General features: G+C 72.8%; 5 protein-coding genes. 2 read left to right on the forward strand and 3 right to left on the reverse strand.

Translation table 11 applies throughout. The features are described 5' to 3' along the window. Nucleotides 1–678: 678 nt before the first annotated feature. Nucleotides 679–1,245: a MarR family winged helix-turn-helix transcriptional regulator gene (locus tag ACOV8S_RS24860; RefSeq protein ID WP_448320453.1), complete on the reverse strand. Its 567-nt coding sequence runs from the start codon at nucleotides 1,243–1,245 to the stop codon at nucleotides 679–681. Nucleotides 1,246–1,362: 117 nt separating this feature from the next. Between ACOV8S_RS24860 and ACOV8S_RS24865 the strand changes: the two genes are divergently transcribed. After that, the gene (locus tag ACOV8S_RS24865) at nucleotides 1,363–2,655 is read left to right on the forward strand and encodes an MFS transporter (protein ID WP_448320454.1); all 1,293 of its coding nucleotides are present in this window, start codon (nucleotides 1,363–1,365) and stop codon (nucleotides 2,653–2,655) included. Between the two features lie 66 nt (nucleotides 2,656–2,721). On the opposite strand, the gene ACOV8S_RS24870 is transcribed toward ACOV8S_RS24865, so the two are convergent. Next, a complete protein-coding gene (locus ACOV8S_RS24870) occupies nucleotides 2,722–4,395 on the reverse strand; it encodes an ATP-binding SpoIIE family protein phosphatase (RefSeq protein ID WP_448320455.1) in 1,674 nt (557 codons plus the stop codon). A gap of 163 nt (nucleotides 4,396–4,558) precedes the next feature. Then, nucleotides 4,559–5,956 (reverse strand): NAD(P)/FAD-dependent oxidoreductase, encoded by a 1,398-nt coding sequence (locus tag ACOV8S_RS24875; protein ID WP_448320855.1) that lies wholly within the window; start codon nucleotides 5,954–5,956, stop codon nucleotides 4,559–4,561. Nucleotides 5,957–6,336: 380 nt separating this feature from the next. Between ACOV8S_RS24875 and ACOV8S_RS24880 the strand changes: the two genes are divergently transcribed. After that, nucleotides 6,337–7,077, forward strand: a complete 741-nt coding sequence (locus tag ACOV8S_RS24880; RefSeq protein ID WP_448320457.1) for a TetR/AcrR family transcriptional regulator — start codon at nucleotides 6,337–6,339, stop codon at nucleotides 7,075–7,077. Nucleotides 7,078–7,602: the final 525 nt, after the last annotated feature.

Consider the following 7,602-nt stretch of genomic DNA (forward strand, 5'->3'; position numbering starts at 1 on the left):
CGCCAGCGTTCGTCCTGAGCCAGGATCAAACTCTCCGTGAATGTTTACCCGTAATCGGGTGACACCACGATGAGCGGAACCGCGAGCGGAATAAGCTCGACGGTTCACAGCGTCCTCGCTGTGTTTTCTTCAAAGGAACCTCGTCTCCGAAGGAGACGGGGTATCAACATATCTGGCGTTGACTTTTGGCACGCTGTTGAGTTCTCAAGGTGCGGACGCTTCCTTTGTACTAACCCTCTCGGGCCTTCCTCCGGGCGCTTCCTTCGTTTCCGACTCTATCAGACCGTTTCCGTTCCGATTTCCTCGGCGCTTTCCAGGTCCTTCGCCTTTCGGCGTTTTCCCTTTCCGGCGTTTCCGACTCTATCAGAACCTTTCGGCGCCTGATTCCCAGTCAGAGGGGGTTGTCTTCCCGGCCGTTGGGCCGTTCCGACGCCTCAAACCTTAGCGGATCTTTCCCGCGGTTCCCAATCGGCCCTTTTCGGAGCCGGCCCGGAGACCTCGAGATCCGCGTGAATTGCATTCCGGGCATGCCGAAAAGAATCCCGCGGGGGTGATCGTGCTGGTGTGAGGTGCCGCTGAGAGCGGCGGACGGTTGCCGGGGAACCGTGATGGCTCGGCGGCAACTCGAAGAACCTTACGGACCGGTGGGGGCCGTGTCAAGAGACCCGGCCGGCGCGGTCAGTCCAGGTCGGTCAGGCGACCGCCGGCGTCCGGCTGGGCGTGCTCGACGCGGATGAGCAGCCGGTTGAGCAGCTCGCCCAGGGTGGCGCGCTCGTCGGAGGAGAGGTCCTGGAGGAGGTCCTCCTCGAAGACGCTCGCCAGGCGCATGGCGTCCAGCCACCGCTCGCGCCCGAGCGGGGTGAGCTCGACGATGACCCGGACGCGGTTGGACTCGTCGCGCTCGCGGGTCACCAGGCTTTCGGTGACCATGCGGTCGATCCGGTGGGTCATGGCGGCCGGGGTGAGGCCGAGGCGCTTGGCCAGCTCGCCCGGGCCCATCCGGTAGGGGGCTCCGGAGAGGACCAGGGCCTTCAGCACCTCCCACTCGGCGTTGCTGATGCCGAGCTCCGAGGTCTGGCGGCTGTAGGCGACGTTCATGCGCCGGTTGAGCCGGGACAGCGCGGAGACGACCTTCTCGACCTGGGGGTCGAGGTCCTGGAACTCCCGCTGGTAGGCCGCGATCTGCTCCTCGAGCGTCGGCTCGTCGAGAGCCGCTGCGGTCGGGTCTGCGGAGTTGTCGGCCATGTGTGGAGTATCGCATGCACAGACTTGGCATCTGAAGACCTTGGGTGTGTAGTCTTTAGCTTCGAACTTTAGGTTCGAAGTGTTCAGGGTTAACGACTAGTAGCGAGGCAGGTGACAGTGAGCAAGGCGATGCGGCGGATCCAGGTGGGCAGCGCGCTCAGCGCGTTCGGTCTGGGGTTCACCGTTCCGTATCTGTACGTCTATGTGGCACAGGTGCGGGGGCTGGGCGCCGTGACAGCGGGGCTGGTCCTCGCGGTGTTCGCGGTGGCCGCCCTGATCGTGCTCCCGTTCGCCGGACGGGCCATCGTGTCGCGGGGAGCCCTTCCCGTGCTGGTGGCCTCGCTGGTGACGGCGGCGGCGGGCTCCCTGGCCCTGGGTCTGTCCGCCGACGCCACCACGGTGCTGCTGTCGGCGGCGCTGCTCGGCGCGGGCCAGGCCGTGATGCAGCCGGCGCTGGCCACCCTGGTCGTCGACTGCTCCTCCACCCTCTCGCGTACCCGGGCGTTCGCCACGCAGTTCTTCCTGCAGAACCTCGGTCTGGGCGTCGGCGGTCTGATCGGCGGCCACCTGGTGGACCCGTCGCGCCCCGGCTCGTTCGTCCTGCTGTTCTCCATCCAGGCGGCGATGTTCGTCCTGCTCACGGGTGTGATGGCGACGACGCGGCTGCCCAGGGCGGCGCTGCCCGAGGACGGCGGTCCGGAGCAGGTGCCCGCGGTCAAGGCCGACTGGCGCGCACTGTTCCGCAACCGGGCGATGGTCTGGCTCTGCGTCCTGGGCTTCGTGCTGTTCTTCGCCTGCTACGGGCAGTTCGAGTCGGGTCTGAGCGCCTACGGCGTGGAGGCGGCGGGCATCTCGACGTCCACGCTGGGCACCGCGCTGGCCGCGAACACGGCGATGATCGTGCTGGCCCAGTTCCTGGTGCTGCGGTTCGTGGAGCGGCGGCGGCGTTCCCGGGTGATCGCGGGCGTGGGTCTGCTGTGGGCCGTCGCCTGGGCGGTCGCCGGGTTCTCCGGGCTGGCCGACGTGAGCCAGGCCGTCGCCACCGTCTCGTTCATCTCGGTGTACGCGCTGTTCGGGCTGGGTGAGGCGTTGCTGTCGCCGACGCTGGCGCCGCTGGTCGCCGATCTCGCGCCCAGCGGGCTGGCCGGTCAGTACAACTCGGCCTTCGCCCTGGTCAAGCAGCTGGCGCTGGCGATCGGTCCCGCTGTGGGCGGGCCGATGGGCGCCGCGCTGCACGGGCCCTACATCGTGCTGATGCTGTTGTTCTGCCTCGGCCTGGCAGGGCTCGCGATGGTGCTGGAGCGGCAGCTCACCACCGCGCAGAACCACCCCTACGCCACGCGCGCCCGGGTGGTGGCGCAGTCGGCGCCCGCCTCGCCGCCGGCCGCGCCGGTGGGTGCGGACGCGTAAGCACGCGGCTCCCGCACCCGGGAGCGCCGATCACTCCGAGCGCGTCGGCCCCTCGGGCCGGCGCGCTCATCGCAGCGCGAACTCGCACCAGACCGCCTTGCCGCCGCCCGGTGTGCGCCGGCAGCCCCAGCTGGAGCTGATGGTCGCGACGATCGCGATGCCCCGGCCCGACTCGTCGCCCGGCTCCGCCCGGCGGCGGCGCGGCAGGTGGTCGTCCGCGTCGGTGACCTCCACGATCAGCCGGCGGTCGGTGCGGCGCAGCCGCAGCCGCATCGGCGGCACCCCGTGCTGGAGCGAGTTGGCGACCAGTTCGCTGGCGGCCAGGACACCCAGGTCGCAGAGGTCCGCGGGGAACCGCCAGCTGGCGAGCACCCCGGAGGTGAACGCGCGGGCGTGCGGGGCGGCCTCGGCGCCGCCGAGCAGTTCCAGCTCGGCGTGGCGGAAGAGGTCCGCCGCGGCGCCGGTGCGCTCGGGATGCTGGACCACCAGCACGGCGACGTCGTCGTCGTGGTCGGCGGTGACCCCGGCGGAGCGCATCAGGCGGTCGCAGATCACCTGGGGGTTGCCGCCCGCGCCGGCCAGCGCCCGCTCCAGCGCGGTGATCCCCTCGTCGAGGTCCTTGTCGCGGCGCTCGACCAGGCCGTCCGTGTAGAGGACGGCCGTCGACCCGGGGGTCAGCGGCACGGAGGCGGAGGCGTGCACCCAGCCGCCGGCGCCGAGCGGCGGGCCGGTGGGCTCCTCGGTGCGGACGACCTCGCCCTCGGCGTCGCGGACCAGGATCGGCAGGTGGCCCGCCGAGGCGTAGACCAGGCGGCCCTCGTTGGGGTCGTGCACCGCGTAGACGCAGGTGGCGATCTGGTTGGCGTCGATCTCGGACGCCAGGCCGTCCAGCAGCTGGAGCACCTCGTGCGGCGGGAGGTCCAAGCGGGCGTAGGCACGCACGGCGGTGCGCAGCTGCCCCATCACGGCGGCGGCGCGCACCCCGCGCCCCATCACGTCGCCGATGACCAGCGCGGTGCGGCCGCCGCCGAGGGTGATGACGTCGTACCAGTCGCCGCCCACCGCCGCCTCGGTCCCGCCGGGGTGGTAGGTGGCGGCGATGCGCAGGTCGTCGGGCTGCTCGAGCTCCTGCGGGAGCAGGGAGCGCTGGAGGGTCACCGCGGTCTCGCGCTGACGGCGCTCGCTGGCGCGCAGCCGCTCGGCCGCCTCGGCGTGGTCGGTGACGTCGGCGGCGAAGACCAGCACGCCACCATGTCGCTCCCCCTCCACCGCCACGGGGGTGCAGGTGAAGGTGTAGCAGCGGCCGTCGGAGGCCTTGCGGGACTTCAGCGTGCGCGGGCGGGCGCTGCGCAGGACCTGGTCGAGGAGCGGGAGCAGGCCGGTCCCGACCAGTTCCGGGAGCTGGTCGCGGGCCGCTCCGCCCGGGGTGCGGGGGCCGAACGCGGCGGTGTAGGCGGCGTTGACGTAGGCGACGCGGTGGTCCGTGCCGTGGACCAGGGCGACCAGGGCGGGGACGCGGTCCAGCACCTCGTGGACCGCCAGGTCGTCGAGGGCCGCGGCGCCGGGGCGGGATCTGCCGCCCGGCTGCTCGGCGCGGGCGGCGGGGACGGAGCCGTCGGTCCGGCGCTCCTGGGCCTCCCGGCCCGGGGTCGCTCCGTCCGGGGAGGGCACCGTTCCCGCTCGCGCTGCGGCGCGGCGCTGCGTTCCGGGGAGCCGGGCGCTCCAGCGCGTGAAGTTCACGAATCCTTGCCTCGGGTTGTGGTCTCCGGCCTGATCCGGAATGCGGCCGGGTCGGGCGGCCGCCGCGGACGGTGGACCAGTGTGGCAGCCCCGGAGCGGTCCGGGGCGGTTTGCACCGACATCCGTTGGACGCCTGGCGCGTTTGCGGAGTTCCTTCGTCCGCTCAGGTGGACCCGTTCGGGTCGGGGTGAGGGCCGTCGGGATGCATTCCCCCGGCAGCGCGTTCGAACTCCGCACGCGGGTGCTCCATCGAGCCGAGCGAGACGATCTCCCGCGCGAACAGACCGGCCAGCGTCCATTCGGCGAGCACCCGCGCCTTGCGGTTGAGGGTGGGCAGGCGGCCCAGGTGGTAGGCGCGGTGGAGCAGCCAGGCGGCGCGGCCGGTGAGCCGGCGCCCGCGGATCTGGGCGACGCCTTTGCGCAGGCCGAGGGAGGCGACCGCGCCGAGGTGGGCGTGGGCGTAACGCTCCGGCGGCTCCCCCCGCAGGGAGCGCACGAGGTTGTCGGCGAGGACCCGGGCCTGGCGCACCGCGTGCTGGGCGTTGGGGGCCACGGTGGTGCCGGGCGCGTCGACGGCGAGGTCGGGGACGGCGGCCGCGTCGCCGGCCGCCCAGGCGTGCGGGACGCCCTCGACGGCGAGGTGTCCGGTGCACCGCAGCCGCCCCTGGGGGTCCAGCGGCAGACCCGTGGCGGCGAGCATCGGGGATGGCCGAACCCCGGCGGTCCACACGAGGGTGCGCGCGGGAAGCCGTGCGCCGTCGTCGAGCACCACGACCCGGTCGGTGCAGGAGCGCAACCGGGTGGACAGCCGGACGTCGACGTTGCGGCGGCGCAGCTGGGTGAGTGCGTAGCGGGCGAGCTGCTCGTCGACCTCGGGGAGGATGCGGTCGGACGCCTCGACCAGGAGCCAGCGCAGGTCCTCGGGGGCGATGGTGTTGTAGTGCCGGACCGCGTACCGGGATATGTCCTCCAGTTCGGCGATCGCCTCGACCCCCGCGTAGCCGGCGCCGACGAAGACGAAGGTGAGTGCGGCCTCGCGGACCGCGGGGTCGCGGGTGGAGGCGGCGATGTCCAGCTGCTCGAGGACGTGGTTGCGCAGCCCGATGGCCTCCTCCACGGTGCGGAAGCCGATGCCGTGGTCGGCCAGGCCGGGCACCGGGAGGGTGCGCGAGACGGAGCCGGGGGCCAGCACGATCTCGTCGTAGCCGATCGACTCGCCGCGGGGCGCGGAGGGGTTGCGGGCGGCGCGTTCCCCGGAGGCGGCGGTGGTGTACCGGGCGAGGCGCCGGGAATGCTCGACGCCGGTCACCTCTCCGACGATCACCCGGCAGCCGTCGAGGACACGGCGCAGCGGCACCACCACGTGCCGCGGGGAGATCGATCCGGCGGCGGCCTCGGGGAGGAACGGCTGGTACGTCATGTACGGGTCGGCCGTGATCAGGACGATCTCCACGGCGCCGGCGCGGAGCTCGGCGCGCAGGCGGCGTTGCAGCCGCAGAGCCGTGTTCATCCCGACGCAGCCGCCGCCCACCACCAGTACCCGGGTGCGCTCCTTCACCATCACACACCCCATGACGCACCTCGCTCAGGACTTTGTCCACAGCCTTGGCAATTCATGTGACCGGCGGCGGATCGCGGGAGCGTGGCGGTGGCGTCGGGGCGCGCGGCGGAATCCGCAGGTCGCGGGGGAATCGAGGGCTCCCGGCGGGGGCGCGGCGCGGACTTGTGCGCCGTGTACTCCTTTCGAGGGCCCACCCACGCGGAACGGGACCCTTCTGAATTGACGCCCTCTCAACTATGTTCGTTGTGCGTCGGGGTGTGGGGGGATGCGCGGTTCGTGTCCGCGTCGGGCGGGTTTCTTGTCATCCGTCCTCTCCTCGTGGCCCGGCCGTCCAAGGTGGGGAGTCTCCGGGGGGAGACGCAAGAACCGGGGGGTTACACATGCAGACTCAGGAATCTCATTGGCCGTCCACGGCCGTCGCGCGGTCCGCTTCGGCGCCGGTCGCGGCGACGGTGGGCGCCACCGGCACCGGCCTCGCCCATGCCGCGGCCCGCAGGTTGCGCACGACGCCGCTGCGGGTGGACGCGCAGCGGAATCTGGAGCACGTGCTGCGCGCGGCCCGCGAGGTGTTCGGCGAGCTGGGCTACGGGGCTCCGATGGAGGACGTCGCCCGGCGTGCCCGGGTGGGCGTGGGCACGGTCTACCGGCGCTTCCCGAGCAAGGACGTGCTGGTGCGGCGGATAGCCGAGGAGGAGACGGCCCGTCTGACGGACCAGGCGAGGGCCGCGCTGGGCCAGGAGGACGAGCCGTGGTCGGCTCTCTCCCGGTTCCTGCGCACCTCGGTCGCCTCGGGCGCCGGGCGGCTGCTGCCACCGCAGGTGCTGCGGGTCGGCGTGGCCGACGACGCCCGGGTGCCGCAGCAGCGGAGCGTCCCGGCGGACTCCGGTGAGTCCGGTCTGCCGGGCGACGACGCCGGAGCGGCGGCGCTGCTCGACGTGGTCGGCCGGCTGGTCGACCGGGCGCGGGCGGCGGGCGAGCTGCGGACGGACGTGTCGGTGGCGGACGTGCTGCTGGTCATCGCGACCGCCGCGCCCTCGCTGCCGGACCCGGCGCAGCAGGCGGCTGCCTCCTCGCGGCTGCTGGACATCCTGCTGGAGGGGCTGCGTTCGCGGCCGTCCTGACGCGGACCCCGCCCGGTGACGGGCGGTGTGCGGCCGGGGCCGTCCAGGTGCTCGATGTGCTCGATCCGGGGCCGCGTGCGGGGTTGGTCCTCGTGCGCGGCCCCGGATTGTGCCGTGTGAGGGTGCCCGGCTGGAACCCCTGATCGGGCGAAACCCCACGGACGAGTGGTAGTTGTGTCGGTCCGCTCGACGTCGTGTCCCACTGTGCCACGCTGGCCGCGACATGACGGACCGGCGTGCGGGGGCCAGCCGAGATATGGGCGCGGACGAGCGGAACGACAAGGGCGCCAGGGCCGGCGAGGGCGCGGCGGGCGCGGGTTCGGGGGGTGCGTGCGGGAGTGCGTCACGGCCCGCCGGCGCCGCCGGGAGGATTCCCGAGCAGGCCGGGCCCGGCGCGGGATCACGGGGGCCCGAGGCCGGATCGCGTGAGACCGGGAGCGGGTCGCGTGTGGCCGGGAGCGGGTCGCGTGACGCCAGGCCCCGTGAGACCGCGGGCAGGTCGCGTGAGGCCGGGGCGTCAGCGGG

The sequence above is a fragment of the Streptomyces sp. CO7 genome, from assembly GCF_053474865.1.